Source organism: Ruegeria sp. G7 (assembly GCF_056535465.1).
The window spans coordinates 1,071,052-1,093,199 of record NZ_JBQFIL010000001.1; the positions used below are offsets into that span (position 1 = coordinate 1,071,052).

23 protein-coding genes and 1 riboswitch are annotated in these 22,148 nt (G+C 60.4%); of the genes, 7 read left to right on the forward strand and 16 right to left on the reverse strand.

Annotated elements, in window-relative coordinates; genetic code table 11:
- Positions 1–11: 11 nt before the first annotated feature.
- From ACR3EN_RS05395 to dnaK, 12 genes are all read right to left on the reverse strand, one after another.
- Positions 12–746 carry an ABC transporter permease gene (locus ACR3EN_RS05395; protein WP_480823902.1) on the reverse strand — a complete coding sequence of 245 codons (735 nt, stop codon included), beginning with the start codon at positions 744–746 and terminating at the stop codon, positions 12–14.
- Positions 743–1,468 carry an ABC transporter ATP-binding protein gene (locus ACR3EN_RS05400; protein ID WP_480823900.1) on the reverse strand — a complete coding sequence of 242 codons (726 nt, stop codon included), beginning with the start codon at positions 1,466–1,468 and terminating at the stop codon, positions 743–745. The genes ACR3EN_RS05395 and ACR3EN_RS05400 overlap by 4 nt, the downstream gene beginning before the upstream one ends.
- Positions 1,465–2,139 carry a thiaminase II gene (tenA, locus tag ACR3EN_RS05405; RefSeq protein ID WP_480870904.1) on the reverse strand — a complete coding sequence of 225 codons (675 nt, stop codon included), beginning with the start codon at positions 2,137–2,139 and terminating at the stop codon, positions 1,465–1,467. Before tenA ends, ACR3EN_RS05400 begins: the two co-directional genes overlap by 4 nt.
- Complete coding sequence (locus tag ACR3EN_RS05410; RefSeq protein WP_480823896.1) at positions 2,136–3,071, reverse strand: ABC transporter substrate-binding protein; 936 nt, start codon at positions 3,069–3,071, stop codon at positions 2,136–2,138. The genes tenA and ACR3EN_RS05410 overlap by 4 nt, the downstream gene beginning before the upstream one ends.
- An 18-nt stretch (positions 3,072–3,089) precedes the next feature.
- A complete protein-coding gene (locus ACR3EN_RS05415; protein WP_480823894.1) occupies positions 3,090–4,055 on the reverse strand; it encodes a ThiF family adenylyltransferase in 966 nt (321 codons plus the stop codon).
- Positions 4,052–4,648: a thiamine phosphate synthase gene (locus ACR3EN_RS05420; RefSeq protein WP_480823892.1), complete on the reverse strand. Its 597-nt coding sequence runs from the start codon at positions 4,646–4,648 to the stop codon at positions 4,052–4,054. The genes ACR3EN_RS05415 and ACR3EN_RS05420 overlap by 4 nt, the downstream gene beginning before the upstream one ends.
- On the reverse strand, positions 4,645–5,409 hold the full coding sequence (locus ACR3EN_RS05425; RefSeq protein ID WP_480823890.1) for a thiazole synthase: 765 nt from the start codon (positions 5,407–5,409) through the stop codon (positions 4,645–4,647). The genes ACR3EN_RS05420 and ACR3EN_RS05425 overlap by 4 nt, the downstream gene beginning before the upstream one ends.
- 3 nt (positions 5,410–5,412) lie before the next feature.
- Positions 5,413–5,607 (reverse strand): sulfur carrier protein ThiS, encoded by a 195-nt coding sequence (gene thiS / locus ACR3EN_RS05430; protein WP_480823888.1) that lies wholly within the window; start codon positions 5,605–5,607, stop codon positions 5,413–5,415.
- Positions 5,591–6,568: a glycine oxidase ThiO gene (gene thiO, locus ACR3EN_RS05435; RefSeq protein WP_480823886.1), complete on the reverse strand. Its 978-nt coding sequence runs from the start codon at positions 6,566–6,568 to the stop codon at positions 5,591–5,593. The genes thiS and thiO overlap by 17 nt, the downstream gene beginning before the upstream one ends.
- Positions 6,565–7,368, reverse strand: a complete 804-nt coding sequence (gene thiD / locus ACR3EN_RS05440) for a bifunctional hydroxymethylpyrimidine kinase/phosphomethylpyrimidine kinase (protein WP_480823884.1) — start codon at positions 7,366–7,368, stop codon at positions 6,565–6,567. Before thiD ends, thiO begins: the two co-directional genes overlap by 4 nt.
- 46 nt (positions 7,369–7,414) lie before the next feature.
- A riboswitch (TPP riboswitch) is annotated at positions 7,415–7,521 on the reverse strand.
- Between the two features lie 163 nt (positions 7,522–7,684).
- The gene (dnaJ, locus tag ACR3EN_RS05445; protein WP_480823882.1) at positions 7,685–8,842 is read right to left on the reverse strand and encodes a molecular chaperone DnaJ; all 1,158 of its coding nucleotides are present in this window, start codon (positions 8,840–8,842) and stop codon (positions 7,685–7,687) included.
- Positions 8,843–8,916: 74 nt separating this feature from the next.
- On the reverse strand, positions 8,917–10,824 hold the full coding sequence (dnaK, locus tag ACR3EN_RS05450) for a molecular chaperone DnaK (protein ID WP_480823880.1): 1,908 nt from the start codon (positions 10,822–10,824) through the stop codon (positions 8,917–8,919).
- Between the two features lie 212 nt (positions 10,825–11,036).
- On the opposite strand from dnaK, the gene ACR3EN_RS05455 reads away from it, so the two are divergent.
- Entirely contained in the window at positions 11,037–11,639 is a 603-nt protein-coding gene (locus ACR3EN_RS05455; RefSeq protein WP_480823878.1) for an alpha-ketoglutarate-dependent dioxygenase AlkB family protein, read from the forward strand.
- Here ACR3EN_RS05455 and ACR3EN_RS05460 read toward each other — a convergent pair.
- On the reverse strand, positions 11,636–12,457 hold the full coding sequence (locus ACR3EN_RS05460; RefSeq protein ID WP_480823876.1) for an ABC transporter permease: 822 nt from the start codon (positions 12,455–12,457) through the stop codon (positions 11,636–11,638). The genes ACR3EN_RS05455 and ACR3EN_RS05460 overlap by 4 nt on opposite strands.
- Before the next feature lie 122 nt (positions 12,458–12,579).
- Between ACR3EN_RS05460 and cysQ the strand changes: the two genes are divergently transcribed.
- The 6 genes from cysQ to ACR3EN_RS05490 all read left to right on the forward strand — a co-directional run bounded on the left by cysQ (position 12,580) and on the right by ACR3EN_RS05490 (position 19,519).
- Positions 12,580–13,377, forward strand: coding sequence for a 3'(2'),5'-bisphosphate nucleotidase CysQ (gene cysQ, locus ACR3EN_RS05465; protein ID WP_480870902.1), 798 nt, complete (start codon positions 12,580–12,582; stop codon positions 13,375–13,377).
- Entirely contained in the window at positions 13,377–14,177 is an 801-nt protein-coding gene (locus ACR3EN_RS05470; protein ID WP_480870900.1) for a 3-deoxy-manno-octulosonate cytidylyltransferase, read from the forward strand. The genes cysQ and ACR3EN_RS05470 overlap by 1 nt, the downstream gene beginning before the upstream one ends.
- 25 nt (positions 14,178–14,202) lie before the next feature.
- Entirely contained in the window at positions 14,203–15,249 is a 1,047-nt protein-coding gene (locus ACR3EN_RS05475; RefSeq protein WP_480870898.1) for a glycosyltransferase family 2 protein, read from the forward strand.
- A gap of 146 nt (positions 15,250–15,395) precedes the next feature.
- The gene (locus tag ACR3EN_RS05480; RefSeq protein WP_480823867.1) at positions 15,396–16,382 is read left to right on the forward strand and encodes a glycosyltransferase family 2 protein; all 987 of its coding nucleotides are present in this window, start codon (positions 15,396–15,398) and stop codon (positions 16,380–16,382) included.
- Positions 16,379–18,079 carry a DUF5927 domain-containing protein gene (locus tag ACR3EN_RS05485; protein WP_480870896.1) on the forward strand — a complete coding sequence of 567 codons (1,701 nt, stop codon included), beginning with the start codon at positions 16,379–16,381 and terminating at the stop codon, positions 18,077–18,079. Before ACR3EN_RS05480 ends, ACR3EN_RS05485 begins: the two co-directional genes overlap by 4 nt.
- Positions 18,080–18,085: 6 nt before the next feature.
- Entirely contained in the window at positions 18,086–19,519 is a 1,434-nt protein-coding gene (locus tag ACR3EN_RS05490) for a nodulation protein NodH (RefSeq protein ID WP_480823865.1), read from the forward strand.
- Here ACR3EN_RS05490 and ACR3EN_RS05495 read toward each other — a convergent pair whose 3' ends face one another.
- The 3 genes from ACR3EN_RS05495 to ACR3EN_RS05505 all read right to left on the reverse strand — a co-directional run bounded on the left by ACR3EN_RS05495 (position 19,520) and on the right by ACR3EN_RS05505 (position 22,133).
- Positions 19,520–20,038, reverse strand: a complete 519-nt coding sequence (locus tag ACR3EN_RS05495; RefSeq protein WP_480823863.1) for a L,D-transpeptidase family protein — start codon at positions 20,036–20,038, stop codon at positions 19,520–19,522. It abuts the gene before it with no gap.
- A gap of 63 nt (positions 20,039–20,101) precedes the next feature.
- Positions 20,102–20,887, reverse strand: coding sequence for an ion transporter (locus ACR3EN_RS05500; RefSeq protein ID WP_480823861.1), 786 nt, complete (start codon positions 20,885–20,887; stop codon positions 20,102–20,104).
- 22 nt (positions 20,888–20,909) lie between these two features.
- Positions 20,910–22,133 carry a class I SAM-dependent RNA methyltransferase gene (locus tag ACR3EN_RS05505; RefSeq protein WP_480823859.1) on the reverse strand — a complete coding sequence of 408 codons (1,224 nt, stop codon included), beginning with the start codon at positions 22,131–22,133 and terminating at the stop codon, positions 20,910–20,912.
- Positions 22,134–22,148: the final 15 nt, after the last annotated feature.

Here is a 22,148-nt window from a genome sequence, read left to right on the forward strand (position 1 = left end):
TTTCCAAGTGGTTAACGTGTCTCACCCGCCATGCGCGCGGTGGCGCGGCGGATGATCATATGCAGCACAATCGAAAACACGCCCAGCGTCAGCATCGCCGCAAACATCAAATCGGTCTTGGCGCGGCCATTGGCCAGCAGCATCAGATAGCCCAACCCCTGCGACGAGCCCACCCATTCCCCAATCACCGCCCCAATCGGCGCATAAACCGCTGCCAGCCGCATCCCCGATGCCAGCGAGGGCAAGGCGGCGGGAATGCGGATATGCCACAGTACGCTGCGCGGGCTCGCCTGCATCGTGCGGGCAAGGTCCAGATAGCCCGCAGGGGTCCGCATCAGCCCGTCGAAAAAGGACGAGGTGATCGGGAAATAGATGATCAGAACCGCCATCGCGACCTTGGACCAAAGCCCATAGCCCAGCCACAGCGTCAGCAGCGGCGCCAGCGCAAAGACCGGCAGCGCCTGCGTGAACACCAGCATCGGCTGCACCAAAACCCGCGCGGCCCGCGAGTTGGCCAATTGCAGCGCTGTCACCACGCCCAACACGGTTCCGACGGCCAGACCGATGACCACCTCAACCGCTGTAATCCATGTGTGCTCGGCGATCAGCCAGCGGTTCTGCCACCATGTCTCGGCCACCAGCGCGGGGCCGGGCAGGATGAATTTCGGCAACCCGGTCAGGCTGACAATCGCCTGCCAGACGGCCAGAGCAAAGACGGTTGCTGCAAGGGCCGAGAGGACTTTCATGCCGCTTCCCGCAGCAGCTTGAGCAGCGCGCCTTGTGTTTCCAGCGTCTCAAGATCGTCCACATGACGCGGCGCGGGGGCTGCGGGCGGATCACAGGGCGTCAGACCGTGCTGCGTCATCACCACGATGGACTGGCCCAGACGCGCGGCCTCGGCCGGGTCATGGGTGACCAGCAGGACGGTGCGGCCCTGCAATACCTCGGCAGCCAGATCCTGCATGTCGGCACGGGTGCGGGCGTCGAGGGCTGAAAAGGGCTCATCCAGCAGCACGATGGGGCGGTCCTCCATCAGAGTGCGGGCCAGAGCCACGCGTTGCCGCTGACCACCCGAAAGCTCAGCCGGTTTCTTGGTCAGGTGATCCTGCAGGCGCATCCGCGCGATCAGCCGGTCCCGGCGGTCCAGATCGACGGATTCACCGCGCAAGCGCGCACCAAGCGAGACGTTTTGTGCCACTGTCGCCCAAGGCAACAGCAAATCATCCTGCGCCATATACGCCACGCGCTCGGGTACTGGCTTTCCATCGCTCGCGGTGATCTGGCCACTGAATTCGGCCCCGGTTTCCAGCCCCGCAATCAGTCGCAGAACGGTGGTTTTACCAACGCCCGATCCGCCCAGCAGGCAGGTCCACGCCCCGGACCCGAGGGTCAGGGTCAACGGCGCGAACAAGGTCGCGCCGTCGATAGTGGCCGTGCCGCTGATGGTCAGATCGGGCGCTGGGGTCATGGGGTCAGGCCCATTTGCCAGAAATTGACCTCAAGCTCGGTGGCGGTGCGGAAGGTTTGGCACAGGCGATCCCAGCGCGGAGAAGCGTCGAAATCCGTCCCGATGCGCCGCGTTAGAGCCTGATCAAGCAATTCTCCGACCGCCTGACACGCGCCTTGGTAGTCCTCACCGGCATAGGTGTTGATCCAGTCGCGATAGGTGTCCGAAGTCGCTTCGGATGCCAACCGCGCGCCGATCTCGCCATAGCCCATCACGCAGGGCGCAAGCGCCGCCAGCAGGTCGAGCAGATCGCCGCTGTATCCGGCCTCCAACACAAACCGCGTATAGGCCAGATTCTCCGCCCGTTCGGGGGTTGCAAACAGGTCCTCTCGCGAGATCCCTGCCGCCTCGCAGATACCGATATGCAGTTGCATCTCTTCGGCGACCAGCGCGCTGACGGTGCCCACGGCGGTCAGCATTTCCGAATGCGTTTCCGATTTCACCACGGCCAGCGCCCAGGCGCGGGAAAAGTGGATCAGGAACACGTAGTCCTGCCGCAGATAGTGCAGGAACGCTGCGCGCGGCAGCGTTCCATCCTTCAAGCCCTCGACAAAAGCGTGGCGGGTATAGTCCCGCCACGGGTCCTGCGCGGCATCCCGCATCAGGGTGAAGGCTTTGCCATAATCATTCATTGCGCAGTCACGTCGATGGCGATGTCGCTGACCGGGTTGATGCTGTCGATCATGCCACTGTCTTTCAGGAATTGCTCGAACCGCGCATAGCGACCGGCCTCAAGGCCCGCCGGGCGCAGGGCAAAGCGGGGCAGCGTATCGACCCAGGCGCGGGCGTTCAGTTCGTCCTGCAGCTCGGTCGAGGTCGCGGCGAAAATCTCCCAGCTTTTTTCCGGGTTGTTGACGATATACTGCGTGGCCTTCTCGGTCGCGGCTAGGAAGCGGGCGACCTTGTCGACATCCATCGTCTCGGGGTTGGCGACGTAGATCAGCTCATCATAGGGCGGCACACCTTCTTCCTCGATATAGAAACAGGTGCCGGGGACGCCTTCGATATCCATCTGGTTCAGCTCAAAGTTCCGGTAGGCACCGATCACCGCATCCACCTGACCGGACATCAGCGAGGGCGAGAGCGAGAAGTTCACGTTGATCATCTCGACCTCGTCCAGCGTCACGCCATATTTGCCCAGAACGGTGCCCAGAACGGCCTCTTCCACGCCCGCGACGGAAAAGCCGATCTTTTTGCCCTTGAGGTCGGCGGGCGACTTGATCGGGCCGTCCTGCAGCACCAGCAGGCAGTTCAACGGGGTCGCAACCAGCGTGCCCACACGTTTCAGCGGTAGGCCTTCGTGGATTTGCAGGTGCAGTTGCGGCTGATAGGACACGGCCAGATCAGCCTGACCTGCGGCCACCAGACGGGGCGGCGCGGACGGGTCGGCGGGCGGGACGATTTCGACCTCAAGCCCTTGCTCGGCGAAATAGCCGTTTTCCTGCGCCACGATGATCGGGCCGTGATCGGGGTTGATGAACCAGTCCAGCAGGACCGTCATCTTGTCCTCGGCCCAGGCGGGCGCGGCGGCCAGCAGGGCGATTGCAGCGATCAGTTTTTTCATAGCTCGCGTTTCCTTTTTTCACGAGGTTGAGGCCGCGACGAGGACAATCTCGCCCGGCCAATCCGGTTGAATCTGTTCGGCTGCGCGCCATGCACGCAGACCGGTGGCACAGCAAAGCGCCAATCTGTGTCCCTTGTTAGGGTCTATTTTCTGCAGGTCATCCTGCGATATCCGTGTGGCATTCGGATGCGCTGGCGTTGGGGCTTCATCCGTGCCGCGCAGGTCGACAATCTGATCCTCAGCCGTCAACTGGCTGGCTGAGAGGAAGCGGAAACAGCTGCTGGGTTCAGGCGCATCATCGAACCGGAAACTGCTGCTGCGCAGGGTGCGGCCATCATATTGGACCATCTGGCCCAGCGGCGACGGGTCGATGCCTAAAATCAGGTTCAGCGCCATCTGCGCCTGCATCGTTCCGATGGTCCCAACCACCGGACCCAGCACGCCTGCGGTGGCACAGCTTGCCCCGCTGTCAGGCGCATCGGGGAACAGCGCTCGCAACGACGGAGCGCCGCCACAGAAGCCACCGACATAACCCGACAGCCCCAGCACCGAGGCGCTTATCAGCGGTTTGCCCTGCGCCAGGCAGGTGTCCGACAGGATATAGCTGGCGGCATAGCTGTCGGCGCAATCGAGGATCACATCTGCCTGCGCCACTAAAGTGGCTGCATTCTCGCTTGTTAGAGCCTGTTTTTGGCCAGTGACAGCAATCTCGCCATTCAAAGCGCGGCACCGATCCGCAGCGATTTCGGCTTTGGGTCGCCCGCAATCCGCCTCGGCAAACAAGGTCTGGCGATGCAGGTTCGACAGATCGACCGTGTCGCTATCCACGATCGTGATCCGCCCGACGCCAGCCCCGGCCAACAGAGGCAAGACCGGCGCAGCCAGCCCTCCGGCCCCGACCACCAGAACCCGCGCCGAGGACAGGCGCGCCTGCCCCGCGGCTCCTATTTCGGGCAGGATAGTCTGGCGGGCGTAGCGGCTCATCTGGTGACCTCGATCCATTGGCGCACCCGCGCCTCGGGGTCGTCGTTCAGGGTAATATCCGTGACGACCGAAACGATATCCGCCCCCGCCTGCAACACACCCGGCGCGCGTTCGACGCTCATCCCACCGATCCCGACCAGAGGGATATCACCCACGCGCGCCTTCCATTCGGTGACACGCGGCAGGCCCTGCTGATGCCATTTCATCTTTTTCAGGATCGTCGGATAGACCGGACCCAAAGCGATATAATCCGGGTCCATGGCCAGCACCCGCTCAAGCTCATCATCGTCATGGGTGGAGACGCCCAGCTTGAGGCCCGCCTTGCGGATGGCGTTCAGATCGGCGTCATCCAGATCCTCTTGCCCCAAGTGAATCCAGTCGCAGCCCAGATCAATCGCTGCCTGCCAATAATCATTCACCACCAGCACCGCGCCGTGATCTCGGCACAGATGGCGCGCGGTGGCGATCTGATTGCGCACCACATCCTCGGGCTGATCCTTGACGCGCAACTGCACCAGCTTGACACCCAGAGGCAGCATTCGCCGCAACCAGTCCGAGTGGTCGAAGATCGGATAGAAACGATCCAGCGTCATGACAGAAAGGCCTTTCCGATTACAGGAGTCGAAGGTTCGGCCATATCGCGCGCCTCGATCGGGTCGGCGCGGTGGGCCAGTTGCCCGGCCTCGATCGCGCGCATCATGGCGCGGGCCATCATCGCGGGATCTCCGGCGCGGGCGACGGCGGTGTTCAGCAGCACGGCGTCATAGCCCAGCTCCATCGCGTGCGCGGCATGGCTGGGCAGGCCGATACCTGCGTCGATCACCAGCGGCACATCGGGAAACTCCGCCCGCATCGCGCGCAGGGCATATTCGTTGTTCAGCCCCCGCCCCGAGCCAATCGGCGCCCCCCAGGGCATCAGCACCTCACACCCGGCGGCCAGCAGACGCTCGCCCACGATCAGATCGTCGGTGGTGTAGGGGAAGACCTGAAACCCCTCCTCGGTCAGAATGCGCGCGGCCTCGACCAGTTGGAACACGTCCGGTTGCAGGCTGTCGGTATGACCGATCAGTTCCAGCTTGATCCAGTTGGTGCCGAACACCTCGCGCGCCATCTGCGCGGTTGTTACGGCCTCTTTCACCGTATGGCAGCCCGCGGTGTTGGGCAGGATCAGCACGCCGAGGTCCTGAATCATCTGCCAAAACGTCTGCCCCGCCCCGGATTCGCGGCGCAAAGACACCGTGGCCACCCCCGCACCGCTGTCGCGGAAGGCCTGTTCCAGAATAGCCGGGCTGGGATATTGCGCGGTGCCCAGCATCAGCGGGTTGGGCAGTTCGGTGCCGTAAAACCTTTTCATCGGTCAGCCCCCTTGCATCGGTGCGACCACTTCGACGCGATCACCATCGGCCAGTTGATGGGCGATGCGCAGGCTTGAGGGCACAAAGCTTTCGTTCACCGCCGTCGCAACGCGGCCCGAAAAGCCGCATTCCTCCAGCAACTCTGCCAGCGTCCCGGCCCGTACCTCGCGCGCTTCACCGTTAAGCACGATCTTCATCGACCATCTCCGAATGTTTGTTCTCAAGCGCCAGATCAGCCACGCCCTGCGCCAGCGCAGGGGCCAGCAGGTACCCGTGACGGTACAGCCCGTTGGCATAGATCGTCCGCCCAAGCCGCCGGATACGCGGCAGGTTGTCGGGGAAGGCCGGGCGCAGATCGACGCCGATCTCCAACACTTCGGCCTCACCGAATGCAGGGTTCAGCGCATAGGCCGCACTGAGCAGTTCCAGCATCGAGCGCGCGGTGATCCGGCTGCTATCCTCGGATTCGATCATCGTCGCGCCCAGCATGTAGATGCCATCCCCCCGCGGCACGATATAGAGCGGCATCCGTGGGTGCAGCAACCGCACGGGCCGGGTCAGGGTCACATCCGGGCAGCGGATCACCAGCATCTCACCCTTCACGCCGCGCAGATCATGCAGCACCTCACGGGCATGCAGGCCGCGGCAATCGATGGCATGATCCAGCCGAGCAGGGGCGAGCTTCCGGTGAAACGTGACGCCCTTGTCTGTCAGGTCGCGATACAGGTCCTGCAATGCCTGACGTGGCTCTACATGCGCTTCGTCCCTGAAATAAAGACCCCTGCCGAAACCGTACAGATCAGGCTCTAAATCGCAGATTTCGGCCTGATCGACATCCCGAAACTCCTGCGTCCGACGCGCAAACCGGCGCAGGTCCGGTAAGTCACGCGTATTGGCAACCACCAATGTCCCCCGCCGCTGCACCGCAGTCCGGGCCGCCCACCAATCGATGGCCTTCTGCCCCAGCCGCAAGACGGGCTCCTCGGCATTTTCATATTCGCACCACGGTGCCAGCATCCCGCCAGCCCACCACGAACACCCGTGCGGGCCCGGAGGGCCGCCGGGATCAAACACCTGCACCGTCACCCCGCGCGAGACAAGCTCGCTGGCGACGGCCAATCCGGCAACACCCGCGCCTATGACGGACCAGACGGTCACGCGGGCCAAATCCGATGGAAGTGATGCACAGGGCCGTGCCCCTGCCCAATCCTCAGATCGTCCGCCGCCGAAATCGCGCCTTGCAGATAGTGATGCGCCTGCGCGACCGCGTCGGTCAGGGGGAGACCTTGGGCCAACCCCGCCGCGATCGACGAGGACAAGGTGCAACCCGTACCATGGGTATTCTTCGTGTCCTGCCGCGGTGCCCGGAACTCACCCACCACGCCCGAGCCATCTATCAAAAGATCATGGCAGACGTCCCCGGCTCCATGACCGCCTTTCATCAGAACGGATTTCGCCCCCAACCCACACAACGCATGGCCTTGCGCAATCATATCTTCCGGCGTCTCAGCAGAGGGTTGATCCAGCAAGCGCGCCGCCTCGGGCAGGTTCGGGGTCAGCACCGTTGCGCGGGGCAGCAGGACCTCGCGCAGAGTCTGCACCGCTTCATCGGCCAGCAGCGCATCCCCTGATTTCGCGATCATCACTGGATCCAGAACAATGGGCCCGCCGAATCCCGAAATCGCCCCTGCGACGGCGTGAATGATCTCAGGCGTCGCTAGCATACCGATCTTGATGGCGCGCACGTCCAGATCACCAAGAACTGCATCAATCTGGGCGGTGATCACGCCTAGCGGGATACCATGCACTGCTGTCACGGCCTGCGTATTTTGCGCGGTCACGGCAGTAATGACACTGGCCCCATAAACACCCAGAGCCGACATTGCCTTCAAATCGGCTTGAATTCCGGCTCCGCCGCCGCTGTCCGACCCGGCGATTGTCAACGCAATGGGCGTCATCCGCTTGCTCCATCAGCTTTAGGGCAACGCGGGCGTGGAAAACGTCTGACGTGTTAAGACCGTTCCCTCCGCCGGAATTGCCCGGATCAGGTTCGATGGGTTGATGCAGCTGCACCTCTCAGCCCCTATAGATGGGCACCCCAACGGTTGATGCGGAACATCTCAGGCGCAGCACAAAGAATCAAGGGATTTTTGCGAGGCTCTGCCTCGCGCTCCGGGATATTTCTGGCCAGATGAAGTGCGGATCCCCTGCTTCATCTGGCTCTAAATATCCCGGGGGAGTCGCGGCTTGCCGCGGCGGGGGCAGAGCCCCCAATTAACCCGCTGAACCTTTCATTCCGTCCCAGAACGATTTTACCGACGAAAAGAAGCTTTTTGATTCCGGATGGTTATCCTCACCAAGATCATCAAACTCGCGCAGCAGTTCTTTCTGGCGGCTGGTGAGGTTGACCGGAGTTTCCACCGCCAACTCGATGAACATATCCCCGATACCACCACCGCGCAGGGCGGGCATGCCCTTGCCGCGCAGGCGCATCTGGCGGCCGGATTGGCTGCCTGCGGGGATCTGAACACGGCCGCGGCCGCCATCAATTGTGGGCACTTCGATCGAACCGCCAAGTGCGGCCTTGGCCATGCTGACCGGGACCCGGCAGTAGAGGTTTACGCTGTCGCGTTCGAACAGTTTGTGCTCGGACACTTCCACGAAGATATAGAGATCACCCGGCGGACCGCCGCGCATTCCGGCCTCACCTTCGCCGGCAAGACGGATGCGGGTGCCGGTTTCAACACCTGCGGGGATGTTGACGGAGAGGGCACGCTCTTTTTCGACCCGGCCTGCACCCTGACAGGATTTACAAGGGTTCTTGATGATCTGACCCAGACCGGAACAGGTCGGGCAGGTGCGTTCGACGGTGAAGAATCCCTGTTGGGCGCGGACTTTGCCCATGCCGGAACAGGTCGGACAAGCCGTCGGTTCAACGCCGCCTTCGGCGCCGGTTCCCTCGCAGGAAGAGCAGGCCACCGCAGTTGGCACATTGATGGTTTTCTGCAGGCCCGCATAGGCCTCTTCCAGAGACACACGCAGATTATAGCGCAGGTCCGAACCACGTGCGGCACGGCGTCCGCCACCACCTCCGCGCTGGCCGCCCATGAAGTCGCCGAACAGGTCGTCAAAAACATCCGAGAAAGCGCTGGAGAAATCGCCCTGACCGAATCCGCCACCCGGACGGCCCCCGCCGCCCATACCGTTTTCAAAGGCAGCGTGGCCAAAGCGGTCATAGGCTGCTTTCTTGTCGGCATCGCGCAGGACGTCATAAGCCTCGTTGGCTTCTTTAAACTGTGCCTCAGCGTCCGGGTTGTCCTTGTTGCGATCGGGATGCAGTTCCTTGGCCTTCCGGCGGAAACCCTTTTTGATCTCATCCGCAGAAGCGCCTTTGGACACGCCGAGCACTTCGTAATAGTCGCGTTTGGACATCAGTTCTTCCTTCTGCCTCAACGTAATTGGGCCGGCCCGGCAACCGGACCGGCCCATATTGGCCCGGTTACCCGTTAGTTACGTTTGTCGCCGTCCAGATCTTCGAACTCGGCGTCGACGATGTCATCCTCACCCGGCGCAGCATCGGCAGCGGCAGGCTCATCCTCGGCCTCTTCCGCTTGCGCCTTATAGATGGCTTCGCCCAGCTTCATGGCCGCTTCGGTCACGTTCTGAATGCCTGCCTTGATCTTGTCGGCATTGTCCGATTCCAGCTCATCCTTGAGCGCGGCAACGGCCAGTTCGATTGCTTCGACGGTCGACGGGTCGACCTTGTCGCCATGTTCCTCGATCGATTTCTCGGTCGCGTGAACAAGGCTTTCGGCCTGGTTTTTGGCTTCGACCAGCTCTTTGCGGGCCTTGTCTGCCTCGGCGTTTTCCTCGGCATCCTTGACCATCTTGTCGATATCTTCGTCCGACAGACCGCCCGAGGCCTGAATGGTGATCTTCTGCTCTTTGCCGGTGCCTTTGTCCTTGGCCGAAACCGAGACAATGCCGTTGGCGTCGATGTCGAAGGTCACCTCGATCTGAGGCATGCCGCGCGGTGCGGGCGGGATCTCTTCCAGATTGAACTGACCGAGGATCTTGTTGTCCGCAGCCATTTCGCGCTCACCCTGGAAACAGCGGATGGTCACGGCGTTCTGGTTGTCCTCGGCGGTCGAGAAGACCTGAGACTTCTTGGTCGGGATCGTGGTGTTGCGGTCGATCAGACGGGTGAACACGCCACCCAGCGTCTCGATGCCCAGCGACAGCGGGGTCACGTCCAGCAGAACCACATCCTTAACGTCGCCCTGCAGAACACCAGCCTGAATGGCGGCGCCCATGGCAACGACTTCGTCCGGGTTCACACCCTTGTGCGGCTCTTTACCGAAGAACTTGGTGACCTCTTCGATCACTTTCGGCATCCGGGTCATACCACCGACCAGAACAACCTCATCCACGTCGCCAGCCGACAGACCGGCGTCTTTCAAAGCCGCCTGACAGGGCTTCATCGACTTCTTGATCAGGTCGCCAACCAGCGATTCCAGCTTGGCACGGGTCAGTTTCATGACCATGTGCAGCGGCTGACCGTTCGAACCCATCGAGATGAACGGCTGGTTGATTTCGGTCTGCGAGGTCGAGGACAGTTCGATCTTGGCTTTCTCAGCGGCTTCTTTCAGACGCTGCAGGGCCATCTTGTCTTGCGACAGGTCAACACCGTGTTCCTTTTTGAACTCATCCGCCAGGTAGTTGACGATGCGCATGTCAAAGTCTTCACCACCCAGGAAGGTGTCGCCGTTGGTCGATTTGACCTCGAACAACCCGTCGTCGATTTCCAGAATGGTCACGTCGAAGGTACCGCCACCAAGGTCATAGACCGCGATGGTTTGGGTTTCTTCCTTGTCCAGACCATAGGCCAGAGCAGCCGCTGTCGGTTCGTTGATGATCCGCAGCACTTCCAGACCGGCGATTTTACCGGCGTCTTTGGTGGCCTGACGCTGAGCGTCGTTGAAATATGCCGGAACGGTGATAACCGCCTGCGTGACTTCCTCACCCAAATAGCTCTCGGCGGTTTCCTTCATCTTGCCCAGAGTGAAGGCCGAGATCTGGCTTGGGGAGTATTTTTCACCGCGGGCTTCCACCCACGCGTCGCCATTGCCGCCATCAACGATGGCATACGGCACCATTTTCTTGTCTTTTTCGACTTCGGCATCATCCACACGACGACCGATCAGACGCTTGACGCCAAAGATCGTGTTGTCGGGGTTGGTGACCGCCTGACGTTTTGCAGGTTGACCGACCAGTCGCTCATCTTCGGTGAAGGCAACGATCGAGGGCGTGGTCCGCGCCCCTTCGGCGTTTTCGATGACCTTCGGCTGCGAGCCGTCCATGATGGCCACACACGAGTTGGTGGTCCCGAGGTCAATCCCGATTACTTTTCCCATAGTTTAATCCCTTTCAACTTAAGGCGATGTCCCGAGGGTCGGACCCGTTGCGGCATCCTGCCCCCGATTGAGGTGCGCGACAGCACTACACCATCGCGCGTCGAGGCGTATATAAGGGCGCAATCTGGGGCCTGCAAGCGTTCAGAAACGCAGGTTTTCGGGATTCTGTGGCCTTTTTTGGCAAGGTTTTGGCAAGGTTTGGGGATTCTTGAATGGCGCGACTGGTTTTGCGGGGATTTGACATCCGCAAGGGCTATTTGGATGCGGCGGCTCAGGCGGACTTGGTTGATCTGCTGCGGCCGATTCTGAAAGCCGCACCGCTTTATCGGCCCATCACGCCATCAGGCAAGGAAATGTCGGTTCGCATGACCTCGGCCGGGTCGTTGGGCTGGGTCACGGACCGAGCGGGGTATCGGTATCAGGACACCCATCCAAAAGGCATGACATGGCCCGCAATTCCCGACGAGATCCTGACGATCTGGCAGGACCTGACGGGCGCGGATCGTCAGCCCGATTGCTGCCTGATCAACTACTACGGCGAAGGCACGAAAATGGGCCTGCATCAGGATAAGGACGAGGCTGATTTCTCGTGGCCGGTCCTGTCGATCTCGTTGGGTGATGACGCGCTGTTCCGCATCGGCAACACCACCCGCGGCGGCAAGACCGAGTCGGTCTGGCTGAGTTCTGGCGATGTGGTGATCATGGGTGGCCCCGCGCGGCTGGCGTATCACGGGGTGGATCGCATCCGGTTCGGCTCGTCACGACTGCTGCCCAAGGGCGGGCGGATCAATCTGACGCTGCGGGTCGCCACCTAGCGACGCGCATCCCAGCTTTTTGAGACCTGTTTGCGCGTGTAGAACTCAGCCAGCAAGCCGATCATGGTCAAAACGATGCCGACCCAAAGCGCATATTCCCAGTTGGTGTTGCGCGGGAAATAGTTGCGGAACACAAAGCCCCGGCACTGGTCGATGATGTGAAATAGCGGGTTCCACGCGAACATGGTCAACATAAAGCCACCCAGCGCGTTCGCAACAAACATCTTCCCCGAAAACACCATGTTCATGCGCCGATAGATTGTGCTGAGAATGCCAGTCGTCCTTGGAAACCAAGGCTTGAGGGACAGAAAAACCAACCCCACCGCGCATCCCGTAAACCATGCCAAAACCAGCATCGCAAAAGCCCCGCCGGGCTCTTGAATCTCAAGCGGAGAAACGGTGACGCTGTAAACAAACAGGATCACCAAAATGGATACCAGCTGCGTGTAGAATGTCCCGAAAGCCGCCGCCGCCAGCATCACCATCATGGTCATCGGCGAATGCAGGGTCATCGGGTTATTGCCGTCTCCGACACCAAAAATGGACCCGACGGATTTGATATGCGTTATGAATAGGAACACGCCTGAAAGCAGGTATAAAATGAACTCTCCACGGATCTTGGCGACCCGCGCGCCCATGAAGGAGAGAATGAAGTAAAACGCGGTTACGACCACAACGACTTGCAAAATGTTGACGACAATCGCGAGAACCGCATTGGAATGCTGGTTACGGATGTTGCGCACCACCGCATGAAAAATCAGCTCGGCCGAGGTAAAGGCCCCGCCCAGCAAGGACTGATTTCGTTGGTACTTGAACACTCGATCGCTCTTTTCTGCTGCCTTACCTGCGACTGTGGCACGAAATTCTTGCTGTTCCGTATCCGCCGCATCATAAGTCCGGCAGCAATTCGGATCAATAAACACGCGAACGGAGCTTTCTTGTGACCTACGACGCCCTTATTCCCGTCATCCGGCGGCTGGCCCTGCAGGCCGGGGACAAGATCATGCAGATCTATGCGGCGGATGATTTCGACGTCAAAGTCAAATCTGATTCCAGCCCCGTGACCGAGGCGGATGAGGCAGCAGACGCTCTGATCTCAGCCGGGCTGCGCGACGCCTTCCCCGATATCCTGCTGGTGACCGAGGAACAGGCGGCCTCGCATACGGAAAAAGGCGATACGTTTCTGATCGTCGATCCTCTGGACGGCACCAAGGAATTCATCAACCGGCGCGGTGATTTCACGGTGAACATAGCGTTGGTCGAGAACGGCGTACCGACGCGCGGTGTTGTGTACGCACCTGCGCGTGGCCGCATGTTCTACACTCAGGCAGACGGGCAGACGGTTGAGGAAACCGGCGCGCTGGACAAGGATCAGCCGGGTGCGGTCACGCCGATTTCAGTCTCTAACCCTGACAATTCGGCGTTGATGATCGTCGCCTCGAAATCGCACCGCGATCAGGCGACCGAGGATTACATCAACAAGTATCAGGTGCGCGACAGCAAAAGCGCCGGGTCGTCTCTGAAGTTCTGTCTGGTGGCGACCGGTGAGGCCGACCTTTACCCCCGTGTGGGCCGCACGATGGAGTGGGATACCGCCGCCGGCCACGCCGTATTGGCCGGTGCAGGCGGCAAAGTGGTGCGTTTTGACGACCATACGCCGCTGACCTACGGCAAAGACGGCTATGCCAATCCGTTTTTCATCGCCTATGCTCCGGGCGTAGAGTTGAAGGAAGCCTGATGTCCGTATTGATCGCCATCCCCGCCCGCTACGCGTCGACCCGGTATCCCGGCAAGCCCTTGGTGCCGCTGACAGGAGCCAACGGCACCAGCATGACGCTGATCGAACGGTCGTGGCGCGCGGCGATTTCCGTCTCGGGCGTGGACCGGGTGGTTGTAGCCACCGATGATGATCGCATTCGTGAGGTCTCGGAAGGGTTCGGGGCCGAGGTGGTGATGACCTCGGACACCTGCCGCAACGGCACCGAACGCTGCGCCGAGGCGCATGCGGCGTTGGGCGGTGAATATGACATCGTGGTCAACCTGCAGGGCGATGCGCCGCTGACGCCGCATTGGTTCGTCGAAGACCTGATCAACGGTTTGCGTGCCGCGCCCGACGCTGGCGTGGCTACGCCGGTCCTGCGCTGCGATGGCGATGCGCTGAACGGATTGCTGAACGACCGCAAACATGGGCGCGTCGGTGGCACAACAGCCGTTTTCGGGAACGATCACAGCGCGCTTTATTTCTCGAAAGAGGTGATCCCGTACACTGCCGAGACCTATGCCAGCACCGATCCGACCCCGGTGTTCCACCATGTCGGCGTCTATGCCTATCGCCCCGATGCGCTGGCGGCCTATCCCGGCTGGGACGGCGGACCGCTTGAAACGCTGGAAGGGCTGGAACAGCTGCGGTTCATGGAAAACGGCCGCAAGGTTCTGTGCGTCGAGGTCGAAGCCAAAGGGCGCCAGTTCTGGGAGCTGAACAACCCGCAGGACGTCGCCAAGATCGAAGAGATGATGGCCGCGATGGGGCTGGAATGAGCGGCCACACGGGTAAGCGGCGGGCGTGAGTGCGCAGGCTCTGAGCCTCGGTTGGTTGCAACGCTACAGGCTGCGCCTCAAGCGTAGGCGTCTGCTGTGGCGGTCTTTTCGCAGCCGACATCAACTGACCGCGCTGTCGGATCGCACCCCGCGGATCAGGCCGGGCGACATTCTGGCCTTCACCACCCTGCGCAATGAAATCAACCGGCTGCCGTGGTTCTTCCGCCATTACCGCGCGCTGGGCGTCGATCACTTTCTGATGGTGGACAATGGCAGCGACGACGGGTCCGTGCCGTATCTGCTGGACCAGTCGGACGTGTCCCTGTGGCAGACCGATGCCAGCTATCGCGCAGCGCGGTTCGGGCTGGACTGGCTCACATGGCTGCAGATGCGATATGGCCACGGGCATTGGACGCTGATGGTGGACGCCGATGAACTGCTGATCTACGCCCATCACGACACGCATACCCTGCGCGATCTGACCAAATGGCTGGACGCACGAGGACAAGAGGTGTTTGGCGCATTGATGCTGGACCTCTACCCCAAGGGCCCTTTGGGCGCGCAACACTACGACCCCCAAACCGATCCGACCGAAACCCTGACCGGCTTCGACCCCGCCCCGTATCGCGCCCAGCGCCAAAGCCCGATGGGCAATCTTTGGGTGCAGGGCGGGGTGCGCGAACGGGCGTTCTTTGCCGATCAGCCACAAAAATCCCCAACGCTGAACAAAATCTCGCTGGTGCGTTGGTCGCGACGTTATGCGTACGTCAATTCGTGCCATTCCGCCCTGCCGCCAAGGCTGAACTACGGCTACGACGGGCCACAGGGTCAGGCCCCCTCGGGCGTTCTGCTACACACCAAGTTCCTGCCCGAGATCATCCAAAAATCCCGATCCGAGAAACTGCGGCGGCAGCATTTCCACGACCCCGATCAGTTCGGCCTTTACTATGACGGCATTATCAACGGCCCTGATCTGTGGATCGCGCAATCGGCACAACTGCAGGGATGGCGGCAGCTACAGGACCTGGGCTTGATGAACGCGGGCGGTTTCCCAGCCACAGAGGGGAGGTAAACCGGATTTAAACCCGTTGCCTGACAAGGTGCGAAAATGTCATAAAACGGTAATAGTCCGGCACCACTCAGGCCACAGGCGGCCCCGGGCAGACGCGCATATCAAAAAGGTTGGGCAGCCGCGTGAGCCTTTTGGATTCCTATCGCATGAGATTACGGCGCAAGCGCCGCCTTTTGCGATGCCTGCGCAAACGGCGCGAGCTCCGGGCCGTCCACAACCAAACCGCGCAAATCCGCCCTGATGACGTTCTGTTGATGAGCGTCGTGCGGAACGAGAAAATTCGCCTGCCCTATTTTCTGGACTACTACCGTAAGCTTGGAGTGAGTCATTTCCTGTTCGTTGACAACAACAGCGATGATGGCACGTCAGAGTTTCTGCATGACCAACCGGATGTGTCGCTCTGGTGGACAGACGCCAGTTACAAAGGGTCAACCTATGGCGTCGATTGGTCGAACTACCTGCTGCGCACCTACGGGCATGGTCATTGGGTCCTGACGGTCGATCCGGATGAATTCCTGATCTATCCATTCTGCGACACGCGCCCGATCGGCGCATTGACTGACTGGCTGGACGATACCGGCGTGCGCAGTTTCGGCACCATGCTGATCGACATGTATCCCGAAGGCGTGATCGAAGATGCGCCCTATCAAGAAGGGCAAAACCCGTTCGAGCTGGCACCCTGGTTTGACTCGGGGAACTACATGATCACCCGCAACCCGACCTATGGGAACCTCTGGATACAAGGCGGAGCACGAGCGCGGGTGTTTTTTCAGGATGCCCCCAAAAAAGCACCGGCGTTAAACAAGATCCCGCTGGTGAAATGGCATCGCCGCTATGCCTATGTCAGTTCGACCCACGCGCTGCTGCCGCGCGGGCTGAACCAGGTCTATGAGGAGAAAGGCGGAGAGAAAACCAGTGGCGCGCTGCTGCATGCGAAGCTGATCAACACGCTCGGCGACAAGGCGCGTGAAGAGGTGCGGCGCGGCCAACACTATCGCGGCTCTGGCGAATACAAGGCCTATGCCGCGCAACTGGAGGACCAGCCGGTATTCTGGAACACGTGGTCGGAAAAATACATCAACTGGCGCCAGCTTGAGATTTTGGGCCTGATGTCAAAGGGAAACTGGGCATGAGCAGCCTGGGCATCGTTATGCTGGTCCACACGGCGCTGGATCGGGTTGAACAGGTTGTCCGGCACTGGACGGCCTCGGGTTGCCCTGTCGTTATCCACGTGGATCGCAAAGTCGGCGCAGAAGCCTACTCGGATCTTGTCGCGGCCTGCGCAGGAAACCCGTTGATCCTGTTCTCGGATCGCCACATCTGTGAGTGGGGCAGTTGGGGGATCGTTGCGGCCTCGCAATCTGCCGCCGCACTCATGCTTGAGCGGTTCCCGGAGGTACGTCATGTCTACCTGTCGTCAGGCGCCTGTTTGCCGTTGCGCCCAGTGGCAGAGCTGATCGACTATCTGTACGACCGACCGCGTGTGGATTTCATCGAAAGCGCCACGACACGCGATGTGAACTGGACGATGGGTGGTCTGGATCTTGAGAGATTTACACTGCGCTTTCCCTTTTCGTGGCGCACACAACGCAGATTGTTTGATGCATATGTGCGCCTGCAGCGTTCGCTGGGCCTGCGCCGGACCATACCCGACGGGCTGGTACCGCATATGGGCAGCCAATGGTGGTGCCTGACCCGCCAGACCCTTTCGGCGATCCTGCAGGATCCGAAACGCAACGAGTACGACCGCTATTTCCGGCGCGTCTGGATACCTGACGAAAGCTATTTTCAGACGCTGGCACGGCTTTATTCTACGCATATCGAAAGCCGGTCACTGACCTTGTCCAAGTTCGACTATCAGGGTCGGCCGCATATGTTCTATGACGATCATCTGCAGTTGCTGCGCCGGTCCGACTGCTTTGTGGCCCGCAAGGTCTGGCCCAAGGCAAACCGATTGTATCAGACTTTTCTGACCGATCAGAGCAGCGCCATGGCCCCGGCCGAACCCAATCCGGGCAAGATCGATCGGCTGTTCTCGAAGGCGGTCGAGCGTCGGGTGCGCGGCCGTGACGGGCTTTATATGCAAAGCAGGTTCCCCCGTAACAGCACAGGGTTGAACCTGACCGCGTTCCCTTATTCGGTGTTTCAGGGCTTCACCGAGGTATTCGAAGATTTCGAGTCCTGGCTGGCCGAGACCACAGGCGCGCGGGTACATGGCCGCCTGTTCCACCCCGGTCATGCGCAGTTCGCAAACCAAGAGGCCATGATCAACGGCAGCCTCAGCGATTGCGCAAACCTGCGCGACTATAATCCGCAGGCGTTTTTGTCGAACCTGATCTGGAACACGCGGGGCGAGCGGCAGTGCTTCCAGCTCTGCCCCTCTGACACGCAAAAGATCAACGATTTCCTTGTGCGCGATAAGAACGCGCAGATTTCGATTGTCACCGGTGCGTGGGCATTGCCGCTGTTTCGCTCCAACATGAACTTCGCCGATATCAGGTCCGAGGCCGCGCGCTTGCAACAGGTGGAAACCAAACAACTTAAACTGCTGGATACGGCCCGCGCCAAAGCGCGTATTCGAATCTGGACCATGGCAGAGTTTGTTGAATCGCCGATGGATCCGCTGCAAACCATTCTGGAAACCATGGGCGCGCCGCAACCCATTCACCTGACCGAGGCCCCGACGATGGTTGATCTGACCGGGTTCGGCAAATTCTTGCAAAACCTTAAGAATCAGGGAATGCACCCTTATCTGATGGGGGATTTCCCGGTCGATGATGTATTTGGAAACCAGCCCAAAGCCTTCAAGAAACCTTATCTGGTGCAGTAACCCGGAATGACTCGCGCCTTCGACACTTTCATCGTGCTGGCCGATATGCGCACCGGCTCGAACCTGCTGGAACAGCATTTGAACGCATTCGACGGGATCACCTGTCACGGTGAGGCTTTCAATCCGTACTTTGTCGGCCTGCCGAAGCTGGATCATTTGCTGGGCTTTACCCTGGAAGATCGCGACGCGAACCCGAACGGCCTGATCGACGCAATCCGCAATGCGCCGGGATCAATCAATGGGTTTCGCTTTTTCAGCGACCATGACCCGCGCGGGCTTGAGACGACGCTGGATGACCCGCGCTGTGCCAAGATCATCCTGACGCGCAATGCGCTGGACAGCTACCTGTCATGGAAAATCGCCCGCGCGACAAAACAGTGGAAGCTGGTGAATATCAAGCAAAGGCGCGATGCTCAGGTGACCTTCGAAGCCGATGAATTCGCCCAACAGCTGGAACAAAGGCAGGCCTTCCAGCAAACCGTTTTGAATCATCTTCAGAAAACCGGTCAGACGCCCTTTTATATCGATTACGAGGACCTCAATGATCTTGAGGTTCTCAACGGCCTCGTCGCCTGGCTGGGGGTCGACACCCGGCGCGACACGCTTGACGAACATCTGAGACGTCAAAACCCTGCACCTGCCCTGTCCAAAGTGACCAACCCAGAGGAAATGACACAGGCGCTGGCGCATCAGGATCGCTTTAACCTGCACCACATCCCAAATTTTGAGCCGCGCCGTGGGCCTGCCGTCTCGCGGTATGTGGCGGCGGCGCAAACGCCTTTGCTGTATCTGCCGGTGCGTGGCGGGCCCGAGGCTAAGGTGACACAGTGGATGGCAGATCTGGATGGTGTAGCGGTCGAGGATCTGCTGACCGGACGCAACCAAAAGCAAATCCGCGCCTGGATGCAGAACCACCCCGGTCATCGTAAATTCACCATTCTGCGACACCCGCTGGCACGCGCGCACGAGGTTTTCTGTGCCCGCATCCTGGGCACCCGGCCCGGAACCTATCGGAAAATCCGCAACATGATGCGCCGAAGGTATGAACTGCCGATCCCTGAAACACTTGATCCCGACACCTACACCCTGGACCAGCATCGCACAGCGTTCGCCGCCTTTCTGGTGCTGCTGCAACGAATACTGGCCGGTCAAACTGTCGTGCGTGTCGATGGCGAATGGTGCGGTCAGGCACAAACGCTTGAGGGCATGGCCAGCTTTGCCATGCCAGATCTGATCTTGCGCGAAGACGAGATGTCAGAGGCGCTGCCAGTGATCGCGGCCAAACTGGGCCATCCGAACCCGCCCGCGCCAAAACACGCGCAGGCTGAGACGCCTTTTTCACTGGAACAGATCTACGACGCAGAACTGGAAACGCTGGCGGCCGAGGCCTACCAGCGTGACTATGTGATGTTCGGTTTCAAAAACTGGGCGCCGCTGTGATCAGGGGCGCAAGGTGATAACCGTACCTTCATTCACCATCGCATAAATCTCTTCGATCTCTTCGTTAGAGACCGCGATGCAGCCTGCCGTCCAATCCGGCGTTTTTCTGGCGCGTCGCAATTCCGACCGCAGATTTGGCTGGCCGTGGATAAAGATATCGCCGCCCGGATCCACCCCTGCAGCCTCGGCCTGCGCCCGATCGGCTGAATTCGGATACGAGATTCCCAACGACAGGTGATACCGGCTGCGGGGATTGCGGCGGTCGATGAGATAAGTGCCCTCTGGCGTGCGCCCATCGCCCTTCTTGGTCTTGGTGCCGGTTGGCGCAAACCCCAGATCGACTTCATATTCTTTCAGAATCTGCTCGTTGTGCAGAAGATAAAGCTTGCGCGCACCCTTATTGATGACCAACGAAGTCACCTCGGGCCCGTCATATGCCAGAAATCTTGGGCTGGCTGAGGCGCATGCCGAAAGGCTCAGCGTTGCCATCGCCCCCAGTCCAAATACTCGACGATCCATGAGTTTCACTGCCTACTGCTCTTTTTTTTGCAATTATTACGTCAAAACTGCGGGTAACAGAAATCACTTTTTGCTGTGCGCCTGGTCGCTCAGGCGGCGTTCGATGGATTCCAGCCGCTCAAGCACCTCGTCGCGATAGGCGTCGGTCTTAACCTCATCCTCGGCGTGATGCGCATCCTGCATCGAGTTCACGATCAGACCGACCAGAAGGTTCACGACCGCGAAGGTGGTCACCATGATGAACGGGACAAAGAACAGCCAAGCATAGGGATAAACCTCCATCACGGGACGGACGATGCCCATGGACCAGCTTTCCAGCGTCATGATCTGAAACAGCGTATAGGCCGACAGGCCCAGATCACCGAACCAGTCGGGAAAACTGCTCGAGAACAGCTTGGTAGAGATCACCGCCCCGATATAGAACAAGATCGCCATCAAAAGGAACACGCTGGCCATGCCGGGCAGGGCTGAAATGAAACCCTCGACCACGCGCCGCAGGCGGGGCGCGACCGAGATGACACGCAGAACCCGCAGGATTCGCAGCGCGCGCAGTACCGAAAGCGCCCCGGCACTGGGCACAAGCGCGATGCCCACGATGATGAAATCAAAGATGTTCCAGCCGCTGGTAAAGAACCTGCGCCCCGTCGCGATCAGCTTCATGGCGATCTCGGCCACGAAAATAGCAAGACACAGCTTGTCGAGCGTGACGATCAGAGGCCCAGCAATCTCCATCAGCGTGGGCGACGTCTCCATCCCCAGCAGCACCGCATTGAAAAGGATCACACCGGTGATGAATTTCCCGAAAGCCGGGGCTTCGATGATAGGCAGCAGGCGTTGGGCAATCCCCATGCGAGTGGTCCTTGTCTCAGATTTATGGGTTCAGAGTGAACCGGGCGGCAAGTTCGGTGTGTGACGACCATCGAAATTGGTCAACCACCTGTACCCATTCAAGGGTGTATCCGGCGTTAACCAGCGTCTTTGCGTCGCGGGCAAAGGTGACGGGGTTGCACGAAACATAGGCGATCACCGGGCGCTGCGCCCGTGCCAGTTCGGTCACTTGCGCCTCGGCCCCCGCGCGCGGCGGATCAAGCACAATCGCGTCGAATTTCTTGAGCTCATCTGGCATGAGGGGCCTGCGGAACAGGTCGCGTGTCTCAGTCGTGACGTGTTTGAGACCTTGGGTCTTGCGCCAGCCTTGATCCAGCGCCTTCGTCATCTCTGCCTCACCTTCGACGGCATGAACCTCGGCCGTGCGCGCAAGGGGTAAAGAGAAGGTGCCGCAGCCCGCAAACAGATCTGCAACCCGCTTGGCCCCCCGTGTAGCCTCGGATACTGCCTGTGTTAGAGCCTGTTCCCCGTCCTTGGTGGCTTGCAAGAAAGCGCCCGGCGGTGGGACGACATCAGCGGCACCAAAGCGCTGTGTGGGTGCGGTGCGCATGGCAATGACCTCACCCTCCCAGCTGAGGCGCGCAAGGCCGTGATGCTCGGTCGCTTGCGCCAGCGCCAGCTCTAGTGGTCCATCCAACGGCTTGCCGCCTTTCACCGCCACGTCCAGACCGCCCTCGGACAGGGTCAGTGTGACGGCCAGCACGGCTTTGCGGCTGCCACCCAGAACGGCCATCGCTTCGGCGACCGGAATGGCCGCGATCAACTCAGCGTGCAGCAAGTGACAGTCGGGAATCTCGGTGATCGTGTCCGAGGCGCGACCGTGAAAACCCGCCAACGTCCCCTTTTTGGTGCGGCGCACGGCGATGGTCGCACGGCGGCGTGTGCGTTCGGGTGAGGTAATAATGGGCCGCATCGGGGCATCGAGCCCCTGCGCGGCCAGCGCTTTGCGCACCACCTCAATCTTCCAGCCTGCCACAAAATCATCCGCCGCGTGCTGCAACTGACACCCGCCGCAGGACTTGTAGTGGCGACAGGGCGGCTTCACCCGCTGGTCCGAGGGTGCCTCGACCCGGATATCGCTTAGAACCTGGCCTTGTAACGCGCCACTGACGACTTCACCCGGCAAGGTTCTGGGGGCATAGATCGGCCCATCCGCTATCCCGTCACCCTGATGACCAAGGCGGGTTATGGTGTATTGCTGTGTCATGCGCGCGTGATAACC